The sequence below is a fragment of the Mycobacterium sp. PS03-16 genome, from assembly GCF_004570325.1.
GTDB lineage: Bacteria > Actinomycetota > Actinomycetes > Mycobacteriales > Mycobacteriaceae > Mycobacterium.
Genome location: NZ_SPQO01000055.1, coordinates 1 through 22064, shown reverse-complemented (window position 1 = coordinate 22064; position 22064 = coordinate 1). Strand labels below are relative to the sequence as shown.

Annotated in this window: 21 protein-coding genes and 1 tRNA gene; 7 read left to right on the top strand and 15 right to left on the bottom strand. The window is 71.4% G+C overall.

All coding sequences use genetic code 11. The features are described from left to right. The 6 genes from E4P42_RS25760 to E4P42_RS25735 form a co-directional block, all read right to left on the bottom strand. Positions 1 to 918: serine/threonine-protein kinase (locus E4P42_RS25760; RefSeq protein ID WP_135129424.1), on the bottom strand; the 918-nt coding region annotated here is incomplete at its 3' end. 102 nt (positions 919 to 1020) lie between these two features. Next, positions 1021 to 2496 (bottom strand): D,D-transpeptidase PbpA, encoded by a 1476-nt coding sequence (gene pbpA, locus E4P42_RS25755; protein ID WP_135129422.1) that lies wholly within the window; start codon positions 2494 to 2496, stop codon positions 1021 to 1023. Next, entirely contained in the window at positions 2493 to 3908 is a 1416-nt protein-coding gene (locus tag E4P42_RS25750; protein WP_135129421.1) for an FtsW/RodA/SpoVE family cell cycle protein, read from the bottom strand. The genes pbpA and E4P42_RS25750 overlap by 4 nt, the downstream gene beginning before the upstream one ends. Next, positions 3905 to 5416: a PP2C family serine/threonine-protein phosphatase gene (locus E4P42_RS25745; protein WP_135129419.1), complete on the bottom strand. Its 1512-nt coding sequence runs from the start codon at positions 5414 to 5416 to the stop codon at positions 3905 to 3907. Before E4P42_RS25745 ends, E4P42_RS25750 begins: the two co-directional genes overlap by 4 nt. A gap of 22 nt (positions 5417 to 5438) precedes the next feature. After that, a complete protein-coding gene (locus E4P42_RS25740; RefSeq protein ID WP_135129416.1) occupies positions 5439 to 5903 on the bottom strand; it encodes an FHA domain-containing protein in 465 nt (154 codons plus the stop codon). 143 nt (positions 5904 to 6046) lie between these two features. Next, positions 6047 to 7462 carry a DUF3662 and FHA domain-containing protein gene (locus tag E4P42_RS25735; RefSeq protein ID WP_135129415.1) on the bottom strand — a complete coding sequence of 472 codons (1416 nt, stop codon included), beginning with the start codon at positions 7460 to 7462 and terminating at the stop codon, positions 6047 to 6049. A 253-nt stretch (positions 7463 to 7715) separates the two neighbouring features. On the opposite strand from E4P42_RS25735, the gene E4P42_RS25730 reads away from it, so the two are divergent. The 4 genes from E4P42_RS25730 (at position 7716) to E4P42_RS25715 (ending at position 11133) form a co-directional block, all read left to right on the top strand. Continuing rightward, positions 7716 to 7798 (top strand) — tRNA-Leu (locus tag E4P42_RS25730). A gap of 107 nt (positions 7799 to 7905) precedes the next feature. Next, positions 7906 to 9171 (top strand): HNH endonuclease signature motif containing protein, encoded by a 1266-nt coding sequence (locus tag E4P42_RS25725; protein ID WP_135129413.1) that lies wholly within the window; start codon positions 7906 to 7908, stop codon positions 9169 to 9171. Positions 9172 to 9622: 451 nt separating this feature from the next. Next, positions 9623 to 10201, top strand: coding sequence for an HD domain-containing protein (locus E4P42_RS25720; protein WP_245234237.1), 579 nt, complete (start codon positions 9623 to 9625; stop codon positions 10199 to 10201). A gap of 56 nt (positions 10202 to 10257) precedes the next feature. Further along, positions 10258 to 11133: a universal stress protein gene (locus tag E4P42_RS25715; protein WP_135129411.1), complete on the top strand. Its 876-nt coding sequence runs from the start codon at positions 10258 to 10260 to the stop codon at positions 11131 to 11133. On the opposite strand, the gene E4P42_RS25710 is transcribed toward E4P42_RS25715, so the two are convergent. Then, positions 11096 to 11512 (bottom strand): pyridoxamine 5'-phosphate oxidase family protein, encoded by a 417-nt coding sequence (locus E4P42_RS25710; RefSeq protein WP_135129409.1) that lies wholly within the window; start codon positions 11510 to 11512, stop codon positions 11096 to 11098. The genes E4P42_RS25715 and E4P42_RS25710 overlap by 38 nt on opposite strands. After that, positions 11509 to 12345, bottom strand: a complete 837-nt coding sequence (locus E4P42_RS25705) for an NAD(P)H-binding protein (protein ID WP_135129407.1) — start codon at positions 12343 to 12345, stop codon at positions 11509 to 11511. Before E4P42_RS25705 ends, E4P42_RS25710 begins: the two co-directional genes overlap by 4 nt. A gap of 82 nt (positions 12346 to 12427) precedes the next feature. On the opposite strand from E4P42_RS25705, the gene E4P42_RS25700 reads away from it, so the two are divergent. From E4P42_RS25700 to E4P42_RS25690, 3 genes are all read left to right on the top strand, one after another. Further along, positions 12428 to 13393, top strand: coding sequence for an AraC family transcriptional regulator (locus E4P42_RS25700; protein ID WP_135129405.1), 966 nt, complete (start codon positions 12428 to 12430; stop codon positions 13391 to 13393). Positions 13394 to 13403: 10 nt separating this feature from the next. Continuing rightward, entirely contained in the window at positions 13404 to 14270 is an 867-nt protein-coding gene (locus tag E4P42_RS25695) for a LysR family transcriptional regulator (RefSeq protein WP_135129403.1), read from the top strand. A 74-nt stretch (positions 14271 to 14344) separates the two neighbouring features. After that, a complete protein-coding gene (locus E4P42_RS25690; RefSeq protein ID WP_135129401.1) occupies positions 14345 to 15415 on the top strand; it encodes a quercetin 2,3-dioxygenase in 1071 nt (356 codons plus the stop codon). Here E4P42_RS25690 and E4P42_RS25685 read toward each other — a convergent pair. The 7 genes from E4P42_RS25685 to E4P42_RS25655 form a co-directional block, all read right to left on the bottom strand. Beyond that, a complete protein-coding gene (locus E4P42_RS25685; protein WP_135129399.1) occupies positions 15412 to 15762 on the bottom strand; it encodes a VOC family protein in 351 nt (116 codons plus the stop codon). The genes E4P42_RS25690 and E4P42_RS25685 overlap by 4 nt on opposite strands. A 72-nt stretch (positions 15763 to 15834) precedes the next feature. Beyond that, positions 15835 to 16251 carry a nitroreductase family deazaflavin-dependent oxidoreductase gene (locus tag E4P42_RS25680; protein ID WP_135129397.1) on the bottom strand — a complete coding sequence of 139 codons (417 nt, stop codon included), beginning with the start codon at positions 16249 to 16251 and terminating at the stop codon, positions 15835 to 15837. Positions 16252 to 16255: 4 nt separating this feature from the next. Next, the gene (locus tag E4P42_RS25675) at positions 16256 to 17068 is read right to left on the bottom strand and encodes a DUF4097 family beta strand repeat-containing protein (protein ID WP_135129395.1); all 813 of its coding nucleotides are present in this window, start codon (positions 17066 to 17068) and stop codon (positions 16256 to 16258) included. Positions 17069 to 17094: 26 nt separating this feature from the next. Continuing rightward, entirely contained in the window at positions 17095 to 17589 is a 495-nt protein-coding gene (locus E4P42_RS25670; protein ID WP_135129393.1) for a histidine kinase, read from the bottom strand. Between the two features lie 39 nt (positions 17590 to 17628). After that, positions 17629 to 20118 (bottom strand): AMP-binding protein, encoded by a 2490-nt coding sequence (locus E4P42_RS25665; protein ID WP_135129392.1) that lies wholly within the window; start codon positions 20116 to 20118, stop codon positions 17629 to 17631. Further along, positions 20115 to 21164, bottom strand: coding sequence for an ABC transporter ATP-binding protein (locus tag E4P42_RS25660; RefSeq protein WP_135129390.1), 1050 nt, complete (start codon positions 21162 to 21164; stop codon positions 20115 to 20117). Before E4P42_RS25660 ends, E4P42_RS25665 begins: the two co-directional genes overlap by 4 nt. Next, on the bottom strand, positions 21161 to 22064 hold a 904-nt coding region (locus tag E4P42_RS25655), incomplete at its 5' end, for an iron ABC transporter permease (protein ID WP_135129381.1). The genes E4P42_RS25655 and E4P42_RS25660, both read right to left, overlap by 4 nt.

Sequence of the window (22064 nt, the reverse complement as noted above, 5' to 3'; positions counted from 1 at the left end):
GATCTCGCGGGCCTGGGTGGTCGACGGCACCGCGGCGGGGGCAGCCCGGCCCAGCGTGGGCGCGGCGTTGGGGCGCGGAGGACGCCGGCCCGAGCGCACCGCGGCGACGGCGTCGGCGAACGGTCCGCCGGACCGGTACCGCATCCCGGGGTTCTTCACCAGCGTGATCTCGATGAGCTCACGCACGTTGGGCGGCAGGTCCGCCGGCAGCGGCGGCGGCGTCTCCTTGATGTGCTTCATCGCCACGGTCAGCGCGCCGTCCCCGGTGAAAGGCCGCTTGCCCGAGACGGATTCGTACCCGACGACACCGAGCGCGTACACGTCGCTCGCCGCGGTGGCGTCGTGCCCGAGGGCCTGTTCGGGGGCGATGTACTGCGCGGTGCCCATCACCATGCCGGTCTGGGTGACCGGTGCGGCGTCGACGGCCTTGGCGATGCCGAAGTCGGTCAGCTTCACCTGGCCGGTCGGGGTGATGAGGATGTTGCCCGGTTTGACGTCGCGGTGCACCAGGCCGGCGGTGTGCGCGACCTGCAGGGCACGGCCGGTCTGCTCGAGCATGTCCAGCGCGTGGCGCAGCGACAGCCGTCCGGTGCGCTTGAGCACCGAGTTCAGCGGTTCGCCGTTGACCAGCTCCATGACCAGGTAGGCGGTGCGGCCCTCGCCGTCCATGTCGGTCTCGCCGTAGTCGTACACGCTGGCGATGCCGGGATGGTTGAGCATGGCCACCGTGCGTGCCTCTGCGCGGAACCGCTCGACGAACTCGGAGTCGGTGGAGTATTCGGCCTTGAGCACCTTCACCGCGACGCGGCGGCCGAGGCGGCTGTCGACGGCCTCCCACACCTGGCCCATACCGCCCGTGGCGATGAGCCGCTGCAGCCGGTAGCGGCCGGACAGCGTGACACCGACGCGGGGGCTCATTTCTCGCCTCGCTTCGCTCGGCTTCGGGGGCTCATCTCTCGCCTCGCTTCGCTCGGCTTCGGAGGCTCAATCTCTCGCCTCGCTTCGCTCGGCTTCGGGGGCTCACGAGCCCTCCCTCAGCGCGGCCGCAATCGTGGCGCGGCCGATCGGGGCGGCCAGCGCGCCGCCGGTCGCCGACAGCCGGTTGCCGCCGTTCTCGACCAGCACCGCGACCGCGACCTTGGGCGCCTGGGCCGGGGCGAACGCGATGTACCACGCGTGCGGCGGAGTGTTGCGGGGGTCCGTGCCGTGCTCCGCAGTCCCCGTCTTCGAAGCGATCTGCACGCCGGCGATGGCTCCCTTCTGCTGCGTCAGCTGCTCGGCGCCGACCATCAGATCAGTAAGTGTAGCCGCGACCTGCGGCGTCACCGCCCGGCGCTCTTCAGTCGGTGACGTGGTGGTGAGGTTGGCCAGGTCGGGTCCCTTGAGGCTGTCTACCAGGTAGGGCCGCATCGTTACCCCTTCGTTCGCGATGGTGGCGGCGACCATCGCGTTCTGCAGCGGTGTCATCGCCACGTCCCGCTGTCCGATGCTGGACATGCCCAGTGCGGCGGCGTCGGCGATCGGACCGACGGTGGATTCGGCGACCTGCAGCGGGATCGCCGGTGGCGGGGTGTCGAGCCCGAAGGACTGCGCGGTGGCCCGCAGCGCCTCGGCGCCGGTGTCGATGCCCATCTCGACGAACGCGGTGTTGCACGACCGGGCGAACGCCTCCCGCAGCGGGGCGGTCGGCCCGCCGCCGCAGGCCTGGCCGCCGAAGTTCTGCAGCGTCACCGAACTGTCCGGCAGCGGGATCTGCGGCGCCGCGGTGAACTGGGTGTCCGGGGTGGCGCCGGCCTGCAGCGCGGCCGCGGTGGTGATCACCTTGAACGTCGAACCCGGGGGATAGGTCTCGGAGATGGCGCGATTGAGCAGCGGGTTGTCCGGGTTGTCGCGCAGCCGCTGCCAGGCCTGGGTCTGTTCCTCGACGTCGTGGGTGGCCAGCTCGTTCGGGTCGAACGACGGTGACGACACCATGGCGAGGATCTTGCCGGTCGACGGTTCGAGCGCCACGACCGCGCCCTTGCAGGGCCCATCGCAGCCGTCGGCCATCGCGTCGAAGGCGGCCTGCTGCACCTGCGGGTTGATGGTGGTGGCGACGTTGCCGCCGCGCGGGTCGCGGCCGGTGAAGAAGTCGGCCAGCCGGCGGCCGAACAGCCGCTCGTCGGAGCCGTTGAGAATGGTGTCCTCGGCGCGTTCCAGGCCGCTGCTCGAGTACTGCAGCGAGTAGAACCCGGTGACCGGGGCGTAGGACAACGCGTTCGGGTAGACCCGCAGGAACCGGAACCGGCCCTCGGTGGCCACCGAATAGGCCAGCAGCTGACCGCCCGCGGTGATCTGGCCCCGCTGGCGGGAGTACTCGTCGAGCAGCACGCGCTGGTTGCGGGGGTCGGTACGCAGCCCGTCAGCGGTGAAGACCTGGGTGATGGTCGCGTTGCCGAGCAGCAGCACGATCAGCACCATCAGCGTGACGGAGATGCGGCGCAGGGAAGTGTTCATACCTTGTCGATCACCTCGGTGCTCGCGGAGGCGATCGGCGTCTGGTGCAGCTGCTGTTTGGTGCTGATCGGCCGGCGCGCGGCGTGCGAGATCCGCAGCAGGATCGCCAACAGCAGATAGTTGGCCACCAGCGACGATCCACCGTAGGACATCCACGGGGTGGTCAGACCGGTCAGCGGGATCAGCCGGGTGACGCCGCCGACCACGATGAACAGCTGGATGCCCAACGTGGCCGCCAGCCCGGCGGCCAGGAGCTTGCCGAAGCTGTCGCGCACCGCGATCGCGGTGCGCAGACCGCGGATGATCAGGATCGTGTAGAGCATCAGCACCGCGGAGAACCCGACCAGACCGAGTTCCTCACCGACGGCGGCGATGATGAAGTCCGTCGACGCCGCGGGCACGGTGCCGGGCTGCCCGTTGCCCAGGCCGGTGCCGAAGATGCCGCCGGTGGCGAAGCTGAACATCGACTGCACCAACTGGTAGCCGGCGCCCTCCGGGTCGGCGAACGGGTCCAGCCACGTCTGCACCCGCACCCGCACGTGGCCGAACAGGTAGTACGCCGCAACGCATCCCACCGCGAACAGCGACAACCCGATGGCCACCCAGCTGATCCGGTCGGTCGCCACGTACAGCAGCACCAGGAACGAGGCGAACAGCAGCAGCGAGGTGCCGAGGTCCTTCTCGAACACCATGACCGCGATCGAGGCCATCCAGGCCGCCAGCAGCGGCGCCAGGTCACGCGGCCGGGGCAGCGTCATCCCGAGGAAGTGCTTACCCGCGCTGGTGAACAGTTCGCGCTTGTCCACCAGGACGGCGGCGAAGAAGATCAGCAGTAGGATCTTGGAGAACTCGGCGGGCTGAATCGAGAAGCCCGGCAGCTGAATCCAGATCTTGGCGCCGTTCTGCTCGGACATCGAGCGCGGCAGCACCGCGGGGATGGCGAGCAGGATCAGGCCGGCCAGCCCGCACACGTAGCCGTACCGGGCCAGCATCCGGTGATCGCTCAAAAAGGTGATGACACAGGCGAATCCGATGACGCCGACCAGGGTCCACAGCATCTGCTGGTTGGCGGTGCCGCCGAGGCCGCGTTCGGTGAGCGCGCCCTGGGCGAGGTCGAGGCGGTGGATCATCACCAGCCCGAGGCCGTTGAGCAGCGCCACGACCGGCAGCAGCAGCGGGTCGGCGTAGGGGGCGTAGCGGCGAACCGCGAAGTGGGCGCCGGCGAACAGCGCCAGGTAGCCGGCGGTGTACTGGGCGAGGTCCCAGCTGATGCCCTGCTCCTGGTTGGCCTCCACCATCAGCAGTGCCACCGTGGTGATCACCGCGGCGAACGCGAGCAGAACCAGTTCGGCGTTGCGCCGGTTCGGCAGCGGCGGGGTCACCGTGACCGGGGACTGGGGCTGCGTCGTCATGACGCCGCCCGGCACGTCGTTCCCGGTTGCGGTGGCGGGGGCGGCAGAGCGGTCACCGTCGGCGAGGGCGGTGGCGGTGGCGGCGGGGGAGGAGTCACGGTGGTCGGCGTCTCCGGCGCCGGTGAGCTGCCGCTACGCGGAGAAGCGCCCTCCCCAGGGCTTCCCGTGGGAGAGGGCGTCGGTGTGGGGCTCGAGGCCGGACTCGGGGCCGGCGTCGGTGTCCGGCTGGTCGACGGCGGCCGGCTCGGACAGATCGGGAGCACCGAACTGCGGGCCAGTTCCTCGATCTGGGCGATCGCCTCGTCCAGCGAGCCGCCGGGCAGCCCCGCGATCACCTGCGCCCGTTCGGATTCGCGCATGTCCTGCACGTTGAGCAGCTGACAGCCCCGGTTCTCCTCGGACTGACCGGCGCTGATCAGCGACAGCTCGTTGCGGGCGTTGAGGCACCCCAGCAGGTAGGGGTCCTGCAGCGAGTAGCCGAGCAGCGAGCCCTGCACCCCCCGCATGATCGACACGGTGCCGTCGTGGGCGGCGACGTAGTAGTTGCTGCGCACGACCTCCCGGCCGATCGCCAGGCCGGCGAGCACCACCAGCACCACGAGCGTGGCCGCAATGTACATCCGCCGCTTCGAGCGGGGCTTCTTGACCGGCTCCTCCGGCGGGGCCACCACGCGTTTCGGCACATTGCGCTTCGGGTTGAACGCCGATGCGCGGCCTGCGGCGGTGTTCGGCGGCGGGGAGTCGTCGTCGCCGGAGACCGCGCCGGCGAGGATCGGCGCGGTCTGGCCGTAGTCGTAGTCGACGACGTCGGCGACCACCACGGTCACGTTGTCCGGGCCGCCGCCGCGCAGCGCCAGCTCGATCAGCCGGTCGGCGCTCTCGGCGGTGTCCGGGATGCGCAGCGCCTCGGCGATGGTTTCGTGGCTGACCGGGTCGGACAGACCGTCGGTGCACAACAGGTAGCGGTCGCCGACGCGGGCCTCGCGCATGATCAGCGTCGGCTCGATCTCGTGACCGGTGAGCGCCTTCATGATCAGGGAGCGCTGCGGGTGGCTGTGCGCCTCCTCGGCGGTGATGCGGCCCTCGTCGACCAGCGTCTGGACGAACGAGTCGTCCTTGGTGATCTGGGTGAGCTCCCCGTCGCGCATGAGATAGCCGCGGGAGTCGCCGATGTGCACCAGGCCCAGCCGGTTGCCGGCGAACAGGATCGCCGTCAGCGTGGTGCCCATCCCCTCGAGCTCGGGGTCGGCCTCGATGTGCGCGGCGATCGCCGAATTGCCCTCGCGCACGGAGTGGTCGAGCTTGCTGAGCAGGTCGCCGCCGGGCTCGTCGTCGTCGAGATGCGCCAGCGCGGCGATCACCAGCTGGGAGGCGATCTCCCCGGCCGCGTGCCCACCCATACCGTCGGCGAGCGCCAGCAGGCGGGCACCGGCGTAGACGGAGTCCTCGTTGTTGGCGCGGACGAGGCCGCGGTCGCTGCGCGCGGCGTACCGGAGGACGAGCGTCATCGCGCTCCTCGCATGCGCGCGGTCACGGGCGCAGCTCGATCACCGTCTTGCCGATTCGCACCGGCGTCCCCAGGGGAACCTTTACCGCCGTCGTCACCTTTGCCCTGTCGAGGTATGTGCCGTTGGTCGATCCTAGGTCCTCGACATACCATTCCGAGCCCCGTGGCGACAGCCTGGCGTGCCGGGTGGAGGCGTAATCGTCGGTCAGCACCAGCGTGGAGTCATCGGCGCGGCCGATCAGCACCGGCTGGGTGCCCAAGGTGATCCGGGTGCCGGCCAGCGCGCCGTCGGTGACCACCAGCTGGCGGGCGACGTTGCGTTGCTTGTTCGGCAGCAGTGAGCCGCGCAGCGCCAAACCGCGGCGCACCATCACCGCGCCGGTGGGAGCGTAGATATCGGTGCGCAGGATGCGCAGCACCGACCAGATGAACAGCCACAACAGCAGCAGGAAGCCGACACGCGTCAGCTGCAGCACCAACCCCTGCATCTGACGTCCTCTCCGTGCCGGTCACCTCGTCGCCGGCGACTCCGTCGGTGCGGTGCCGGTCGGCAAGGTCACGATACTTGGGCAGCGGTCGGCGTGACGCTGAAGCCGACCGCATGTCCCGGCCGTGACCGGGTCGTGCTGTTTCAGTGCACGCGGACGATGATCTCCGAGTGGCCCAGCCGGATGACGTCACCGTCGGCCAGCTGCCATTCCTGCACGGGCGCGTTGTTCACCGTGGTGCCGTTGGTGGAGTTCAGATCGGACAGCAGCGCGACCTGCCCGTCCCAGCGGATCTCCAGGTGCCGGCGCGACACCCCGGTGTCGGGGAGCCGGAACTGGGCGTCCTGGCCGCGGCCGATGACGTTGGCGCCTTCGCGCAGCTGGTAGGTGCGGCCGCTACCGTCGTCGAGCTGCAGCGTGACGGTGGTACCACCGGCCGACGGGTAGTCGCCCTGGCCGTAGCCGCCGGCGTATCCGCCTTGGCCCTGGCCGTAGTCGTAGTCGCGGCCCGCGGGCTCGCCGTAACCCGGGTCGGCGTAGCCACCGGCCGGGGCGCCGTATCCGCCGCCGTAATCCTGGCCGTAGTCCTGCCGACCGCCGGCAGGGGCACCGTAGCCGCCGCCGTACCCACCCTGGTCGCCGTAGCCACCCTGGTCCGGGTATCCGGGCCGGGACTCGCGGCCGTAGCCGCCGTCCTCGTGGCGGCCGGGCGCCTGGGGACGGCCGTAGTCGTATTCGGCACCCATACCGCCGTAGCCGGGCTGGCCGCCGGGGGCGGGCGGGTAGCCGCCGGGACCCTGGCGGTAGCCCTGGTCGCCGTAGCCGCCGCCCGGCGGGGGGCCGTAGTCGGGACGGCCGCCGCCGGGGCCGCCGTAGCCGCCCTGGCCGCCGCCGTAGCCACCCTGGTCGCCGTAGCCGCCCTGCTCGGGGTAGCCGCCGCGGGGCGGGTAGCCGCCCTGGTCACCGCCGTAGCCGCCCTGCTCCGGCGGGTACTGGCCGCGGGGCTCCTGGCCGCGCGCCTCATCCTGGGGACGGCCGTAGCGGTCGTCGTAGTACTCGTCGGCCGGCCGCTGACCCTGGCCTGGGCCCTGGCCGCCGCGGTAACTCGGGTTGTCGCTCATCGCTGCTACTCCTGATTCTGCGGGGAAAGCATGGTCTCGGTGCGCTGGTGCGGGTACGCCGGTTGAATCTGGGTTGACCGCGCCGCGCGCGCGGAACTGCCCGGTGTGCAGATGGGGGGCTTGCTCGAACCTGACAACCACCTCACCATACGTTTGCCATCCCTGGTCACGGATGTATCCCTCCAGATGTTTGGCGAAAGTGGTCGAGGTCAGGTCAGGATCGGCGCGTACCTTCTTATGGTCAGGCACACTGAGGGTAATTACGTACTCGTTCGGGGCCAAAATGCGGCCGCCGCCGACGGTGCGGATGCCGGCCTCGGCCTCGCGGCGCAGCAGCGCCTCGACTTCCTGCGGCACGATCGACCCGCCGAACACCCGGGCGAACGCGTCGCCGACGGTCGACTCGAGTTTGCGCTCGATGCGGTCCACCAGACCCATCTCACCGCCCGCCTCACTCGTCGTCGTTGCCGTCGTGGCTGCTCACGCAGCCGGCCCGCCGCGTGTCGGCTGGCCCGGAATATCCCTGCATGGTATCTACCCACCGCTGGTCGGCGGGACCAACAGAATTCTGAGAATCGCATCACGCCAGGTCAGCGGTGTGTGCCATACCCGTTCTACGGGGATCGATGCGGTACAGCGGTACGATTTTGAGTACGACGGGCCGCGGGTGATAGGCTCCCTCGGTCTTCCAGGGCGAGTGGCGGAATGGCAGACGCGCTGGCTTCAGGTGCCAGTGTCCTTCGGGACGTGGGGGTTCAAGTCCCCCTTCGCCCACCGGTGTGGTGACAAGAACCCCGGCCTTCGGGCCGGGGTTTTCATTCTCTACTGCGGATCGATCTGACGGACGATGCGATGTCAGACCCTCCTGTTTTGATGGGTTCATGTCCTCGACCGCAACGGCTTTGCTTCCGCAGGAGCGCCTTGAGCTGTTGTTCGAGGAGATGTCGGAACTGTGCGGTCAGCGCAATGCCATCGATGGCCGGCTGGCGGAGATCGTGGCCGAAATCGACGGTGACGAGCTGTGGGGGGCCACCGGGTGTCGGTCCATCACGTCACTGGTGGCCTGGAAGACCGGTACCTCGCCCAGCAACGCCGAGACCATGGTGGCGGTGGCGCATCGGCTCGAGCAGTTTCCGCGCTGCGCCGAGGCGCTGCGGGAGGGCCGGCTGTCGCTGGACCAGATCGGCGTGATCGCCAAGGGCGCCGCCGAGGGATCTGATGAGCACTATGTCGGGTTGGCGCAGAACGCGACGGTCACCCAGTTGCGCACCATGGTCAAACTCGAACCCCGCCCGCAACCGAAGCCGACACCCGAACCCGAGTCCTGGATCACCAAGCATGAGGACGGCGACTACACGACGTGGCGGATCCGGCTCACCACGCTGGAGGCGGCCCGATTCGATGCGGCGTTGCAGTCGCATCGGGACGGGTTGATCGCGGACTGGACCCGCGACCACGGCTCCGAGTACGACGCGCACGGCGTGGATGCGCGTGGCCGGCCGCGCGAGCAGGCAGCGTCGTTTCCGACCACGGTGGAGGCGTTCATGAGCCTCGTTGAGGCCGGCTGGGACGCCGAGGTGGCGCGCCGCCCGCACGGGCATCACACCACCGTGCTGGTGCACCTCGATGTCGACAAACCGGCCGCGGGCGTGCATCTGGGGCCGATGCTCAGTGATGAGGATCGCCGCTTGCTGTTGTGTGACGCCACGTTTGAGGCGTGGTTCCAACGCGACGGCCAACCGATCGGCGCCGGACGGTCCACGCGCGGCATCAACCGTCGGCTCCGCCGGGCGCTGGAGCATCGGGACCGCTGCTGCGTGGTCCCCGGCTGCGGGGCGACGCGGGGTTTGCACGCCCATCACATTCGGCACTGGCAGGACGGCGGCCCCACCGATCCAGACAACCTCGTGCTGGTGTGTCCGTATCACCATCGGCTGCATCACCGCGGGCTGATCACGATCAGTGGGACCGCGGGGCGCCTCGTGGTCACCGATGACGACGGCCGACCACTACGCGCGGGGTCCCTGGCGCGACCACCCACCACACCACCCCCGGTGGTCCCGCCGTATGCGGGTCCCACCGGCGAGCGCATGGGTTGGTGGTGGTACCGACCCTTCGAACCACACCCGCCACCCTCCACCAACTAGATCGACGACCTCAAGGGTGCGCGGCGAGACCGTCGACCAGTACCTCGCGCAGGCGTTCGTAGGCGGCTGCCGCGACGCGGGTCTGAGTGGTTCAGGCGTGCTCGATCGTGACGGCGCCGTGCACCGGCTCCACACCGCACGCGCCGCCTCGGCCGAATTGCCCTCTCTACCAGTCGTTTCGAGCGCTTTGACCCGCTCGATGAGACCCCGAAGAGGGCTGCCGGCGCCTGCCACCCGGACGACTGGTCCACGAGCGGGCTCCCCACCCCGAAGTGAGTACGTACCGGGCGGGATCGCGTATGGCGAACGTACGGTACTGACGGCACGCCCGGGCGAACCGCTCGACCGGCTCCACGTCGGTGGGCACGGCGATCGCCTCGGCGAGCTGATCGAGCGCGCGCATCGCCGCTGAATCCGGCCGTTAACCCGGCGCAGGTACGTTCTGGTACCGGTGTCCCAGACTCTGACCTCGGCAGCCGAAGACCTCGCCCGTCGCCTGATGGCCGTGCAGCCCACGCGCCGCGTGCACCTCGCCGCCGTGGCCACCCGCGCCCGCGCGCTCGCGGTCACCGTCGACCCCACCGACGTTGATGCGCTCGTCGCGGCGGCCTGGCTGCACGACATCGGGTACCTCCCGGACCTCGCCGCCACCGGCTTCCATCCGCTCGACGGCGCGCGGTACCTACGGGACACCGGGTGGCCGCACCGCGTGTGCACGCTGGTCGCCCACCACTCCGGCAGCCGGTTCGTGGCGCGCGTGCGCGGGCTGGACGGCGAGCTGAGCGAGTTCCCCTACCTCGAGGACGCGCCGTCGGACGCACTGACCGCGGCCGACAACACCGCGACGCAGGACGGCACGTTCATCACCGTCTCGGCACGGCTACGTGAGAAGTTGCGACGCCACGGCCCGACGTGGCCCGGGGCGCTGGCCAACCCCGAACGCGACGACTACATCCGGGCGGCGGCCACCCGGGTCGACGACCGGCTGCTCGCGGCCACAGGACGCCGCGACAGCTACCTTCGCGTCTGAGCAATCCGTGACCAGCGCCGACCCGGTGCAGGTAGCTTCACCATGAGGAGGCCACCATGCCGGTCAATGTGCTCGTGGGATATGACGGGTCGGCGGACGCGATGGGCGCCATCGATGCCGGTGCGCGCCTGTTCCCCTCGGCGCACGCAACGATCGCCTATCTGTGGAGTCCGCCGTTCGCCGGCGCGGAACTGCGGCACCGGCTGCGCGCCACCGCCCGCAACCTCGACGAGCTCAACGACATGACGGTCGGCGAGGGCAAGCGCGAGGCGGCCTTCATCGCCGACACCGGCGTCGCGCTGGCGCGGTACCGGCAGTGGAACGCCGAACCCGTCGTCAAGCAGACCTGGGGCGGGGAAGCGAGCGGCCTGGTCGAACTGGCCGAGAAGCACTCACCGGACGTCACGGTCGTGGGCGCCCGGGGGATCGGTGGTGTGCACAAGTTCCTCGGCAGCGTGTCCTCGGCCGTGGTCCGCCACTCGACGCGACCCGTCCTCATCGTCCCGCGGCCGATGCTGGCCGCCGAACACGCCGCCCTCGCCGACGGCCCGATCCTCGTCGGTAGCGACGGATCGCCGGGCGCGGAGGCGGCGGTCCACGCGGCGCAGACGCTGTTCGCCGGCCGGCGGGTGCTGGTCGGCACCGTCAGCGGCCACGACTCGGCGCCGCAACCCGCCGACAGCTCCGTCATCCGCCTCACCACCGGTGGCGGTACCGGGGCGGGCGCGACCAGCCAGGCGCTGGTGCGCTGCGCCAACCAGAACGACGCGGCCGCGCTGGTCGTCGGGTCTCGCGGGCGATCGGCCGCCCGCGAGATCGTGCTGGGCAGTGTCGCGCGGGCCACCCTGCAGTGCGCGACGCGTCCGGTGCTGATCGTCCCGTCGGCCCGCCCCGTCACGCCGCGTAGCGACTCACCTTCTCCGGGTGAATGATCAGCCGGACCCACTGACCGGCCAGCAGGTCGGCGAGGTCCTTGACGCGTACCGGATCGTCGAGGTCCCAGTAGCGCGCGGCGAGGCGCTCGCACAGCGCGTGCGCGCCGTCGGGCTCCACTGAGGCCCGCCCGGCCACCGAGACCCAGCGCTCCCGCTCGCCCACCGGCGCGGAGACCACGATCGACGCCCGCGGGTCCTCGGCCAGCCGCCGCACCTTCGCGGTGTCCGGGCCGGTGAACAACTGCACGGTTCCCTCGTCGGTCACCTCGAACCACACCGGCCGCGGCTGCGGCGGCCTCGGCCCGGCGGCCACCGAGACGAACCCGTACAGCGGGCGCCGCAGGAACTCGACGTCCGCGGCGGTCAGCGCGCTCACGGGGTCCACGCTCCGGTGGCCGCGGTCCGCAGGACGTAGTCCTCGAACGTCCGCGCCGACCGGCCCAGCACCGCGGCGACGTCCTCGGTGGTTCCGGCGAGTTCTGCGCGTTCCATCATCACGAACATCTCGGCGATGTGGCCGGCGTCGTCCTCGCCGACGCCCTGCTCGACCAGCGACGCGGTGTACTCGGCGGGGGAGATCTGCTTGTAGGTGATCGTCCGCCCGGTCGCCCGGGAGATCAGCTCGGCGGCCTCGGCGAACGTGATCGCCCGCGGCCCGGACAATTCGTACGTCCGCCGGGCGTGCCGTCCGGGCTGGGTCAGCACTGCGGCCGCGACGTCGGCAACGTCCTCGAGGTCGATCAGCGGTTCGGGCACCTCACCGGCCGGCAGCGCCAACTCGCCGGCGAGCACCGGCGCGTGCCACAGCTCCTCGTCAAAGTTCTGCGCGAAGTTGTTGGGACGCAGCACCGTCCACTCCAGCGCGGATCCTCGCACCGCCTCCTCGGCGTCGCGCATGTCCAGCCCGAACGTAAAGTCACCCCAGGTGTCGGCGCCGCGCCCGGAGAGCAGCACCAGGCGCTGCACGCCTGCGGCCTCGGCCCGCGCGACGAACTCGTGCACGGGACCGGGCGTGCCCGGCGCCACCACGTACGCGGCGGCGACGCCCCGCAGGGCGGCGTCCCAGCCGCCGGGGTCGGACCAGTCGAATGGGGTCTCGCTGGATCGGGAGGCGGCCCGCACCGGCACACCCTGGAGCCGGAGCCGGGCGGCCACGCGCCGGCCGGTCTTGCCGGTGGCGCCGAGGACGAGAGTGGTGTCGTTTCTCATGACGCCCAGTCAACGCACGCTTGTCGGACGATGCCATGGGTGAAAGGCCGGATTGCCTGTCTGATCGTCTAGCCTCGTTGCGGTGGACGTCTTCGGCGATCTGTTCCGCGGTGTGCGGGCGCACGGCTCCCTGTTCGGCAGCACGGCACTGACCCCGCCGTGGGCGCTGCACTTCGTCGACGGCGCCCCGCTGACCCTGTGCACCGTGCTGGGCGGCGGTGAGGGCTGGGTCGTGCCCGAGCACGGCACACCGGAACCGCTGCGCGCCTACGAGACCGTGGTGGTCAAGGGCCCGGGCACCTTCACGTTCGTCGACGCCGTCGACACCGCGGCCGAACCGATCGCCTGCGGGGAGTTCTGCGCGACGCCCGAGCTGGGCGGCACCCGCCACCGGCTCGGCTGGCACGACCCCGCCGGAACCGGCCCGGGCGCAACGACACTCATCGTCGGGGCCTATCCGGTGCGCGGTGAGATCACCCGCCGGCTGCTCGACGCCCTGCCGGTGGTGCTGCGCGTCGAGGCCGGCGGCACCGGGGACGCCGTGCTGGACCACCTCGCCGCCGAGGTCGCGCTCGACGTCCCCGGCCAGCAGATCGTGCTGGACCGGTTGCTCGACTGGATGATGGTGTGCACGCTGCGCGAGTGGTTCGACCGGCCGGGTGGCGACCCGCCGGGTTGGTGGGCCGCCCAGCGCGACCCGGTGGTCGGCGATGCGCTGCGCCTGCTGCACGCCGAACCGGCCGCGGCGTGGACTGTCGCCGAGTTGGCCGACCGCACCCGGGTGTCCCGGTCGACCCTGGCCAAGCGGTTCAGCGACCTGCTCGGCGAACCGCCGCTGACCTACCTCACCCGCTGGCGCATGACCCTCGCGGCCGATCTGCTGGTCGAGCGGGAACGCGCGACCATCGCCGAAGTCGCCCGCGCCGTGGGCTATTCGGACCCGTTCGGGTTCAGCGCGGCGTTCAAGCGGGTCCGCGGGGTCAGCCCGAGTGAGTACCGGCGCACCGGTGGGTCCGTTGGGACCGGTGCGCAGGCGCTGCCGGGCTAACCTCGGCGGAGTGGACGTGACCGTGGCGCACCTGCGCAGCTTCCTCGCGGTGGCCGAGGAGCTGCACTTCGGGCGGGCCGCCGAGGCGCTGCGGGTCAGTCCGTCCTCGCTCAGCGAGCACATCGCGACGCTCGAGCGGCGGACCGGCCGGATGCTGTTCCTGCGGACCTCGCGCAGCGTCGCGCTCACCGATGACGGGCGCGCTCTGGTGCCGCTGGCGCAGCGGGTGGTCGCCGCGATGGACGACGTGGTGGGATGGGCCCGCACGGGCGCCCACCGGGCGCGGGTGCGCATCGGCCTGTCGGTGTTCACCCCGCGGGCGCGGGCGATCCTCGCCGAGGCCCGCCGGCAGATGGACGACATCGACTGGCACATCACCCAACTCGGGTTCACCCAGCCGTACCGGGCGTTGCTGGACGGTGACGTGGACTGTGCGTTGATCGCCGATGTCGCCCCGCCACCCCCGGCCGTCACGGCCACCACGCTGTGGACCGAACCGTGCCTGCTGGTGGTCGCCGAGGACCATCCGCTGGCCGACCGGACGGTGGTCGACGTGGCCGATCTGACCGGTCAGACGTTCGTCGCCGTGGGGGACACGTCCCTCTCGGATCACTGGCTGGGCGATGTGCTGCGCGACGCGCCCCGCACGCTGCCGATCGCCCGCACCTTCGACGAGGTGCTCGAACTGTGCGCGGCGGGAATCGGTGTCAACGTCGCGGGTGCCTCGGCCGCCGAGATGTACCAGCGGCCCGGGGTGCGGTTCGTCCCGATCCGCGATCTGGCGGACCGGCCGACCAACCTGTGCCTGGTCGACGGCCGGACCAGCCCGGCGCTGCGGCGCTTCGGCCGGATCGCGGTGCAGGTGTCCCGCGGCTGATCATCCGGATCGTCCGGATGGTGCTTCGGGGCTTCCCGCTGGTGTTCGGCGGCCGCGACCGGACAATGGAAGAAATGACGACCACGCTCGACCTCGACACCGTCCACGCCACCCGCCCGCTGATCAATGCCCTGCCCGGCGAGCCGCTGCCCTACTACCTCGCCAGCGGGGAGGGTCTGCGCTACGAGATCGACGGGCAGTTGTGGACGGTGATCGCCCGCGCGTGCGACACCGGCGGCCTGTTCGACGCGGCGTTCATCCTCGGCCCCCGCGGGGCGGGAGCGCCGTTCCACAGCCTGCTGCACCATCAGCGGACCTATCAGGTGTTCGACGGGTGTGTGCAGTTCTGGTTGCCCGGCCGCAGTCGCGTTCTCGCGCAGGGCGATTCGATCCACGTGCCGGCGGGCGTACCCGTCGCCTACCGCATCCTGGGCCACGGCAGCCGGATGCTGTTCTTCTCCGCGCCGGGCGGCGCCCTCGACACCGTGCTCGACGACGACGCCCTCGCCCACGCCCGCGTCGACGCGCACATGTACTCGGCGCAGCAGGAGTTGACCGACACGCTGCTGCTGCCGGGCGGCGCGCACCGGCACGACCTGGAGTTCGTGCCCGCGAGCGACGAATGGGACGACACGCTGCCTGTCGGCACCGAACCGTACTTCCTGCGGGCGATGACCGGTGAGCGGCGGGCCTGGCCGGATGCGGTCAACGCGTTCACCGCCCGCGCGCGCAACACCGACGGCCGCTATTTCGCGGTGCAGACCACCGCCGGCCCGCAACCCTACATCGGCAGACACTTCCACCAGCACCACACCGAGAACTTCCTGTGCCTGTCCGGCCGGATCTGGTTGTACGCCAACGGCGATCAGGTGCTACTGACGCCGGGTGACTTCCTGCACGCCCCCGCGGGCACCATCCACGCCTTCGCGATCGACCGGCACGACACCCGCATGCTCGGCATCCTCACCGGCGACGTGTTCGAGCCGTTCTTCGACGTCACCGGCGACGCGACCGACGACCTGGTGTACACCGAAGGCCTCATCGACCCGGCCACGTTCCGGGCGCGGCTGGCCGCCCACGACGCCGACCTCGACGTCGTGCACGTCGGCCCGCCGCCCGGCCGCATCCGCGGGCTGGACCGCTAGCTCGACGGCGGCTCGTAGAGCTGCAGGTCGTTGCCCTCGGAGTCCTTGAACGAGGCGATCCGGCCCCAGGGGTGCTCGCTGATGTCCCCGGCGAACGTGACGCCCTCCTTCTTCAGGCGCGCCACCTCGTCGTCGAGCCCACCGTCGGGCTGGAACGTCAGCAGCGCACCGCCACTGCCACCGGCCGATTCGCGGGCGTTGAGTCCGACCATCAGTCCGTTGGCGTCGAGTTCGGACCACTCGTCCTTCTGCTTCTTGACCTCGAGGCCGAGCGTGTTGCTGTAGAACTGCACCGCCCGCTGCATGTCTTCGACCGGCAACCACACGGTTGCGACACCTGACGCCATGTTGACTCTCTCCCTCACCGAAGTGTCATGTACCGGCGAGGGAATGCCCCGAAAAACCGGGGTCACACCCGGTCAGGCGTCGGTCAACTCGAAGACGGGGATCACCCGGTCGGTCCTGCGCTCGTAGTCCCCGAAGCCGGGGGCCCGCTCGACGACGATCGGGTAGATGCGGTCGCGCTCGTCGCGGGGCAGTTCGCGTGCTGCGACGGCCTTGGGTGGGTCGGCGCCGATCTCGACCGTCGCATAGGGTTCGGCGCGCAGGTTGAACACCCATCCGGGGCTCTGGTCCCGGCCGGCGGCGGAGCCGACGATGTAGAGCTTGCCGTCGATGTCGAAGTACGCCACCGGGTTCACGCGGTAGGCGCCGCTCTTGGCGCCCTTGGACGTCAACAACAGCAGCGGGAAGCCCTCGAACTGGCCACCCACCTTGCCGCCGTTGCGGCGGAACTCTTCGATGATGCGGGCGTTGAAGTCTTGCTCGTCGGCCATTTCCTCATCGTGGCACGGCGGGCCGCTGGACCGCGCGATGGATGGAGATGTCACCGGATGCGGTGCGCGCACGCACGGCCAGCGTCTCGTCACCGTGGGACGGGCCACCGGCGGGCTGCAGCGTATTGGTGACCACGCCCGACCGCGTGTGCAGATCGAGTTGTGCGGCAGTGCCTTCGGGGATGCCGACGGCCAGCCCGCCGCTCGCTGTCTGCACCGAGATCGCGCCCGTCGTCGCGGTCCGCACGGTGACCGAACCCGACGCGCTCTGCGCGCTGAGTCGCCCGTGCAGACGGTCGACGGACAGCGCGCCACTGGCGGTCTGGAATTTCAGGTCACCGCTCAGCTCACCGACGGCCGCGTCCCCGGACGCCGTCGACACCGTCACCGCCCCCGACACCCGGTGCACGGTGACGTCTCCGGAGGCGGAGTCCGCCCGCACGTGGCCCGTGACCGCCTCCACCGACATGGCGCCGCTCGCCGAGGACAGCCGGCATTCGGCGTAGCGGCCGTCGGCCCGCACCGAGGCCGACGCCACGGCCGCGGTGAGCCGGGACCCGGCGGGCACGGTGACCGACAGTTCGACGGCTCCCCTGCGGCCCAACATGATCCACGGCATCGGTGTCCGCACACTCAGGCGGTTCTGGTGGAAGTCGATCTGGGTCTGTTCGGCCGCCTTGACGTCGGCGTCCCGGGACGGGTCGCGCGGGCGGACGTCGACCGTGGTCTCGGTCGTATCGCCGGCCACGAGGTGGACGGCGCCTGCGGCCACCTCGATGTCGACGGTGATGGGTTGGGGTGTGGGGAAAGTCGGCATGGCGTTCTCCTGTGTCGAAGGGGGTGTCACCGGACCCAGCCGCTGACGTGTCTGCCGGTGGAGCGGCGGTCGCGCGTTGCGTCGTCACCGCGCAGCGTGGCGCTGACCGCACGCACCAGCCAGGCGTTGACCGAGAGCCCCTCGCGGCCGGCGGCCGTCTCGACGGGGGTGCGCAGGCCGGCCGGCAGGCGAAACGTGACTCGCCAGGTACCGCCTTCGTCGTCGGGCTCCGGTGCTGCGGCGGCTTCGGACGCTGCGGGGGGCGGCCCGGGTTCGCGGGCCGCGGCCGACACGATGAACTCGGGGTCACGTCCGCGCAGGCGCACCTCCACCGAGTCCGGCGCCAAGTCGCGCGTGACCTGCTCGGCCGCCTCGGACAACGCCTCGAGCAAGGCCAGGCGCAGGGCCGAGTCGAGCGCCGCGCTCAGGCGATCGGCCAGCGCTGCGGCCTCGGCGCCGCCGGGCGCCGCCGCGACGGACAGTTCGTGCCGGACGCGCTCGATGTACGGCTGCAGGTCCATGACGTCATAATGACGTCACTATGACGTCACTACAACCGCTCAGCCGCCTGTCCTGGCCGCGCTGACCCGTGCGACGGCCCGCCCCCACCCCGCCGCCCGCCGGCGCAGCAGCGTCAGCGCCCGGGTCAGCAGCACGCCGACGACCAGCGCGGCGAGCACGCCCACCGCGGGATGGGGGAACAGCGGATACACCTGGAAGTGGGTGAGGTACGTGTACAGCGACGCCTCGGCCACCACGCCGATGGCCACCGTCAGGGCGGCGGGCACGCGGACGGCCGGCACCCAGATCAGCAGCAGCAGGCCGGTCAGCACGATCAGCGTCCGCTCGGCGGTCAGGAAGTAGCCGTACAGCGCGACCGCGAGCACCACGGTCAGCGCCACCCGCTGCCACGTCGCAGTGGCCTTGGCCGCCGCCCAGCCGAGCGCGAAGAACCAGAACGTCAGCACCGTGAACCAGGCGTCGCGCCCGAGGTCGAGCCCGAGGATGTCGTAGCGCAGCGCCAGACCGAAGGCCAGGAAACCGACGGCGACCGCGAACGGCCGGGACCGTTCCCACCGGTCGGCGGCCGGCCAGCACAACACCAGTGCCAGCGCGACCAGAATCCACACCAGCACCTCGACGAACCACAGGCGTCCGGCGGTCATGCTGTCGTGCGGGCCCAGGAACTTCTGTGCCAGGAACAGATTCGTCGGTGCGTAGTCGTCGGTGACCACCAGCGCGATCGCCACCCACACCACCGCGGGCACCGCGATCCACCCGACGGCCCCGAGCAGGTGCCGCACCCGCTCGGCGCGGGGCCGGGGGGTGAGCGTGAACCGGGCGAAGTTGTATCCGGCGATGCCGAGCAGGATGTGCGCACCGCCCCACCACTCGAACAGCTCGGCGTGCGAGCCGACCACCAGCACGATCGCCACCGCCCGCAGCACCACGCTGGTCTCGACGGCAGCCAGGTGCCGCCGGCGGCCGGGCGACGGCCGGGCCATCTGCTGCAGGTCGCGCAGCGGGAGACGCGGCCAGTCGGCGGGCAACCGACCGAGGACGCGTTCGAGCCGCACCGTCACGGTCACGTACGACAGCGAGTTGCCCCCGAGGTCGACGAAGCTGGCGTCGGGGTCGATCGTGTCCGGGTCCAGGTGCAGCGCCTCGGCGTACACGGCGCGCGCGTCGGCGCCCTCCCGCGTGTCACCGCGCGGCGACAGGGTCCGCACCCGCTGGTAGTCGGGCTTACCCGACGGCAGCAGCGGCAGCTCCGGCACGGTCACGGCGTGCACGGCGCCGACCGGGACCCCGGCCGCCTGGGCGGCGATACGCTGCACGTCGGCGGCGTCGGTGCCGGTCGCGGCGATCACCAGATGGTCGGCATCGTCGGCGGCGCACAGCGCGGCCACCCCGCGGTCGCGCAGCGCCGCCTCCATGCGCTGCAGGTCGATGCGCAGCCCGTACATCTTGACGAACCGGTTGCGCCGGCCGATCACCTCGTAGAGCCCGTCGGCGCCGCGGCGGGCGATGTCGCCGGTGTGCAGCCGGTCCAGCTGGGCGCCGCGGGCCAGGTCGGCGGGCTGTTCGGCGTAGCCCATCATCACGTTCGGGCCGTGATAGACCAGTTCGCCGACGCCGGGCTCGGTCCAGCCCTCGACCGGTTCGATGGTGAAGCGGCCGCCGGGAATCGCCCGTCCGATCGTGTCCGGGCGGCTGATCGCGAGATCGGGTGGCAGATACGCCATCCGGGCGGTGGCCTCGGTGGCGCCGTACATGACCACCAGCTGCCAGCCCTTGGCCCGGCCGAGTTCTGCGAAGCGGCGCACCCGGTCGGCCGGCAGGCGTCCGCCGGCCTGGGTGAGGTAGCGCAGGTGCGGCAGGTCCATCGCCTCGAAGCCGATGCGGTCGAGCAGGTCGAAGGTGTAGGGCACCCCGGCGAACGTGGTGCCGCGATGGCGGGCGAACAGCTCCCAGAACTCGTCGTCGACCACCGACGCGTCGGTGAGAATCAGGCCCGCGCCGCGCAGCAGATGGCTGTGCACGACCGACAGCCCGTAGCAGTACGACATCGGCAGCGTGGTGGCCGCGCGGTCGGTGGGCCGGATGTCGAGATAGGTGGCGATCGACTCCGCGTTGGCGCGCAGGTTGGCCCACGACAACCGGACCAGTTTCGGGGAGCCGGTGCTGCCCGACGTCGACATCAGCAGCGCCAGATCCTCGTGCAGGTGGTGCCGGGACTCGTTGCGCCACTGCCGGATTCCGCCGGCGTCGATCACCACGTCGGGCGTGTAGACGTGGGAGATCGCGGTGTGGTCGGTGCCCGCGGCCACCGGCAGCACGACGTGGCGGGCGGCGAGCGCGCCGAGGTAGGCGGTCAGCGTGGCCAGGTCGTTGCGGGTCTCGAGCAGCACCAGCCGGCGCACCGGGCCGAGTTCGGCGGCGACGGCGGCCACCCGGTCGGCGAGCTCGGCGTAGCTGAGCCGGTCGGTGGCGGTCAGCACGGCCACCCGGTCACCGTGGGCGCGCAGCGCCTCGACGAGCGCGCTCACCGCAGCACCGCCCCGGCGCCCATCACCTCGATGTGCACCTTCGTGTCGACCGCGGGCGCGTCGACGCTGTGCCGGCGGACGGTGATCGGCGCGGTGTCGCCGGACGGGTCGATGGTCAGCACCACGTCGGGTCCGAGGAACTCCACGGCGAGTACGGTGCCGACCGGGCCCGAGCGCACGGAGTCGGTGATCGCGGTGGCGGAGATCTGCTCGGGCCGCAGCACCAGCGTCGCCGGCCCGTCGGGGGCGTCGCGCTGCACCGGCACGCGGCCGATCGCGCAGTCGGCGACGCCGGCGGTGACCACGGCGGACAGGCACACGCAGTCGCCGAGGAACTCCGCGGTGTAGCGATCGCGGGGGCGCAGGTAGACGTCCTGGGGGCTGCCCACCTGGGTGAAGCGGCCGTCGCGCATGACCGCCACCTGGTCGGCCACCGACAGCGCCTCCTCCTGATCGTGGGTGACGAGCAGGGTGGTGACGCCTGCGGTGGCCAGCATGTCGGCGACCGCGCGACGGGTGGCCGCCCGTAGCCCGGTGTCCAGCGAACTGAACGGTTCGTCGAGCAGCATCAGCGCGGGCTCGCGGGCCAGGGCGCGGGCCAGCGCGACCCGCTGCTGCTGACCGCCGGACAGTTCCTGCGGGCGGCGCGCCCCGAACGACTCCGGCAGCGAGACGGTCTCGAGCAGCCCGGCGACCCGGGTGCGCACCGACGCGCGCCGCAGGGTGCCGGGCAGTCCGTAGGCGATGTTCTGGGCGACGGTCAGGTGCGGGAACAGCGCGCCGTCCTGGGCGACGTAGCCGACGCCGCGGCGGTGTGGGGCGACCGTGGTCGACGGGCCCGCGACCTGCCGGCCGGCGATGTGCACGGTGCCGGCGTCGGGGGTTTCGAAGCCGGCGATCACCCGCAGCAGCGTGGTCTTACCGCAGCCCGACGCGCCGACCACCGCGGTGAGCGTGCCCGCGGGCAGCGCGAGGTCGATGTGGTCGAGCACGGTCGTCCCGCCGAACGCCTTGACCACCCCGCGGATTTCGTGTGTGTCGCTCACAGCGCCGCCGCCCGGGTCGACTGACGGAACAGCAGCACGGTGACCGGGATCGACAGCACGATCAGCAGCACCGCGTACGGGGCGGCCGCGGCGTAGTCCAGTTCGCTGCTCAGCGACCAGAACCGCATCGCCAGCGTGCGGGTGCCGGTGGGGGCGAGGATCAGCGTGGCGGTCAGCTCGGTGGCGACCGCGACGAACACCAGCGCCGCCCCGGCCGCGGCCGCGGGCGCGGTCAGCCGCAGCGTCACCCGCAGGAAGGTGGTGGTGGGGGACGCGCCGAGGGCCCGGGAGGCCTCCTCCAGCGACGACGGGATCTGGGCCAGCCCGGAGCGGATGTTGACCAGCGCGCGGGGGATGAACAGCAGCACGTAGGCCAGCAGGATCAGCGCGACGCTCTGGTACACCGGCGGCGCCCACTGGATCGCGACGGTGACCAGTGCGAGTGCGGTGACGATCCCGGGCATCGAGCTGGTGACGAAGTTGGCGCCGACCACCACGCGGCCGAACACGCCGCTGGAGCGCACGGCCACCCAGGCGAACGGGAACGCCAGCGCGGTGGCCAGCGCGGCGGCGCCGGCGGCCAGAACCGCGGTCTGCGCCAGCGCATCGCCCATCTCGGCCAGCGGCCACGCCTGCGCGCCGCCGATCCACAGCCAGCGCAGCAGCGTCCAGGCCGGCACGCCGAGTGCAAGCGCCGCCAGCGCGAGCAGCCCGGCCACCGCGTGGTCGGCCACCGTGTCGACGCCGTAGTCGGGCACGTTGGCCACCCGGATGCCGAGCTCGGTGGCGCTGGCCACGTCGACGTTGTCGTAGCCGATGCCGTAGCGGATGACGGTCGACCCCGGCCGCATGCGAGCGAGCACGGATCGCGTCATCGGGGCGAAGTTCACGAAGGCGACG

Excerpts from the sequence above, each read along its gene's own strand:
- E4P42_RS25670 (WP_135129393.1), bottom strand. The coding sequence starts at position 17,589 with ATGGACCTGCAGCCGTACATCGAGCGCGTCCGGCACGAACTGTCCGTC.
- E4P42_RS25735 (WP_135129415.1), bottom strand. The coding sequence starts at position 7,462 with ATGGGTCTGGTGGACCGCATCGAGCGCAAACTCGAGTCGACCGTCGGC.
- E4P42_RS25675 (WP_135129395.1), bottom strand. The coding sequence starts at position 17,068 with ATGCCGACTTTCCCCACACCCCAACCCATCACCGTCGACATCGAGGTG.
- E4P42_RS25745 (WP_135129419.1), bottom strand. The coding sequence starts at position 5,416 with ATGACGCTCGTCCTCCGGTACGCCGCGCGCAGCGACCGCGGCCTCGTC.
- E4P42_RS25725 (WP_135129413.1), top strand. The coding sequence starts at position 7,906 with ATGTCCTCGACCGCAACGGCTTTGCTTCCGCAGGAGCGCCTTGAGCTG.
- pbpA (WP_135129422.1), bottom strand. The coding sequence starts at position 2,496 with ATGAACACTTCCCTGCGCCGCATCTCCGTCACGCTGATGGTGCTGATC.
- E4P42_RS25690 (WP_135129401.1), top strand. The coding sequence starts at position 14,345 with ATGACGACCACGCTCGACCTCGACACCGTCCACGCCACCCGCCCGCTG.
- E4P42_RS25740 (WP_135129416.1), bottom strand. The coding sequence starts at position 5,903 with ATGCAGGGGTTGGTGCTGCAGCTGACGCGTGTCGGCTTCCTGCTGCTG.
- E4P42_RS25715 (WP_135129411.1), top strand. The coding sequence starts at position 10,258 with ATGCCGGTCAATGTGCTCGTGGGATATGACGGGTCGGCGGACGCGATG.
- E4P42_RS25750 (WP_135129421.1), bottom strand. The coding sequence starts at position 3,908 with ATGACGACGCAGCCCCAGTCCCCGGTCACGGTGACCCCGCCGCTGCCG.
- E4P42_RS25680 (WP_135129397.1), bottom strand. The coding sequence starts at position 16,251 with ATGGCCGACGAGCAAGACTTCAACGCCCGCATCATCGAAGAGTTCCGC.
- E4P42_RS25705 (WP_135129407.1), bottom strand. The coding sequence starts at position 12,345 with ATGAGAAACGACACCACTCTCGTCCTCGGCGCCACCGGCAAGACCGGC.
- E4P42_RS25685 (WP_135129399.1), bottom strand. The coding sequence starts at position 15,762 with ATGGCGTCAGGTGTCGCAACCGTGTGGTTGCCGGTCGAAGACATGCAG.